The organism is Acidiphilium sp. PM, from assembly GCF_000219295.1.
Lineage (GTDB): Bacteria > Pseudomonadota > Alphaproteobacteria > Acetobacterales > Acetobacteraceae > Acidiphilium > Acidiphilium multivorum.
Genome location: NZ_AFPR01000251.1, coordinates 1 through 2,087 on the forward strand (window position 1 = coordinate 1; position 2,087 = coordinate 2,087).

General features: G+C 69.8%; 3 protein-coding genes. All 3 read left to right on the forward strand.

The genetic code is table 11. The features are described from left to right. The coding region (lpxD, locus tag APM_RS10730; RefSeq protein WP_007423395.1) for a UDP-3-O-(3-hydroxymyristoyl)glucosamine N-acyltransferase at positions 1-731 on the forward strand (731 nt) is incomplete at its 5' end. Between the two features lie 41 nt (positions 732-772). Further along, positions 773-1,270 (forward strand): 3-hydroxyacyl-ACP dehydratase FabZ, encoded by a 498-nt coding sequence (gene fabZ, locus APM_RS10735; RefSeq protein WP_007423396.1) that lies wholly within the window; start codon positions 773-775, stop codon positions 1,268-1,270. Continuing rightward, a complete protein-coding gene (gene lpxA / locus APM_RS10740) occupies positions 1,267-2,073 on the forward strand; it encodes an acyl-ACP--UDP-N-acetylglucosamine O-acyltransferase (RefSeq protein WP_007423397.1) in 807 nt (268 codons plus the stop codon). Before fabZ ends, lpxA begins: the two co-directional genes overlap by 4 nt. Positions 2,074-2,087: the final 14 nt, after the last annotated feature.

A 2,087-nucleotide genomic window follows, 5' to 3' on the forward strand; every position in this document is an offset into this window, starting at 1 on the left:
TCCACCCGAGCGCGGTGATCGCCGACGCCGCGAAGATCCACCCCTCGGCCGAGATCGGCCCCTTTGCGGTGATCGGCGCAGGCAGCCGCATCGGCGCCGGCAGCCGCATCGGCCCGCACGCCGTCATCGGCCCCGGCGTCGAGATCGGCGCGGGAACCAGCGTCGGCGCGGGTGCCAGCATCGGCTTCGCCCTGATCGGCGACCGGGTGACGATCCACCCCGGCGTGCGCATCGGCCAGGACGGGTTCGGCTTCGCGACCACGAAACAGGGGTTTCTCTCCGTCCCGCAGCTCGGCCGGGTCATCGTCGAGCACGACGTCGATATCGGCGCGAACACCACGATCGACCGCGGCTCCGCGCAGGACACCGTGATCGGCGCCGGCACGCGGATCGATAACCTCGTGCAGATCGCCCACAACGTGCGCATCGGCCGCTGCTGCGTGATCGTCGCGCAGGTCGGCATATCGGGCTCGACCACGCTGGAGGATTTCGTGGTCCTCGCCGGCCAGGCCGGAATCTCCGGCCACGTCACGCTCGGCAAGGGCGCGCGCATCGGCCCGCAGGCCGGCGTGATGTCGGACGTGAAGCCGGGGATCGACATGCTCGGCAGCCCGGCCCAGCCGGCGAAGGACTTCATGCGCGAGGTCGCGGCGGTGCGGCGCTTTGCACGGCGCGGCGGTTTGAGGCATTCTCCGGCCCAACCGGAGCCGGAGCGGGATGCGGAATCCTGACCGGATCATTCACAACAGGAACGGGACGCGGACGCTCTGACATGGACGGAACCTCGACGGACACCAGCGCGCAACAGGCGGAAGGACGGACGGTCGACATCGCCGGCATCATGCGCGCGATCCCGCACCGCTACCCGTTCCTGCTGATCGACCGCGTGGTCGAGCTGGTGCCGAACGTCTCGGCCATCGGGGTGAAGAACGTCTCCGTCAACGAGAGCTTCTTCCAGGGCCATTTCCCCGGCCACCCGGTCATGCCCGGGGTGCTCATCATCGAGAGCATGGCGCAGACCGCCGCCGTGCTGGTGGTGGAAACCCTCGGCCCCGAGGAAGCCGGCAAGGTGGTCTATTTCATGTCGGTCGAGGGCGCGAAATTCCGCCGCCCGGTGGTGCCGGGCGACGTGCTGCGCATCCATGTCGCGAAGGAGCGCAACCGCGGCAATGTGTGGAAGTTCAACGCCGTCGCGCGGGTCGATGGCGTCGCCGTCGCCGAGGCGACCTATGCCGCGATGATCATGGACAAGAAAGCCGGCGAGGGATGATCCACCCCACAGCGTCAGTCGATCCGCGGGCCTCGCTCGGCGCGGGGGTCAATGTCGGCCCGTTCTGCGTCGTCGGCCCGGACGTCGTCCTCGAAGACGGCGTCGAACTCGTCTCCCACGTGGTGGCGGACGGCCACACGCGGATCGGCGCGGGAACGAAGGTGTTCCCCTTCGCCACGATCGGCCTCGCGCCGCAGGATCTGAAATACCGGGGCGAGCCGACCGAAACGGTGATCGGCCCGGGCTGCACCATCCGCGAGCATTGCACGATCCATCGCGGCACCGTCACCGGGCACGGCATCACCCGCGTGGGCGCCGGCTGCCTGCTGATGGCGGTGGTCCATGTCGCGCATGACTGCGCGCTCGGCGACAACATCGTCATCGCCAACAACGTGGTGATGGGCGGCCATGTCGAGATCGCCGACCGCGCCATCATCGGCGGCGCCACCGCGATCCACCAGTTCGTGCGGATCGGCACCGGCGCGATGGTCGGCGGCGCCTCCGGCGTCGAGGCGGACGTGATCCCCTATGGCTCGGTGATCGGCAACCGCGCGCGGCTGCACGGGCTCAACATCGTCGGCCTGCGCCGGCGCGGGCTCGACAAGGAGGGCCAGCACCGGCTGCGCAACGCCTACCGCCTGCTGTTCCAGGGCGCCGGCACCTTCGCCGCGCGGGTCGAGATGCTGCGCCGCGAGGCCGGCGACGATCCCTATCTCGCCGAGATCCTCACCTTCATCGACGCGCCGAGCAAGCGCGGCCTGATCCGCAGCACCACCCGCCACGACGCCGACGCCGAGGCCTGACCACCCGATGACGG

Bases quoted from the DNA above. Each gene is read 5' to 3' on its own strand.
- lpxA (WP_007423397.1), top strand. From the start codon at position 1,267: ATGATCCACCCCACAGCGTCAGTCGATCCGCGGGCCTCGCTCGGCGCG.
- fabZ (WP_007423396.1), top strand. From the start codon at position 773: ATGGACGGAACCTCGACGGACACCAGCGCGCAACAGGCGGAAGGACGG.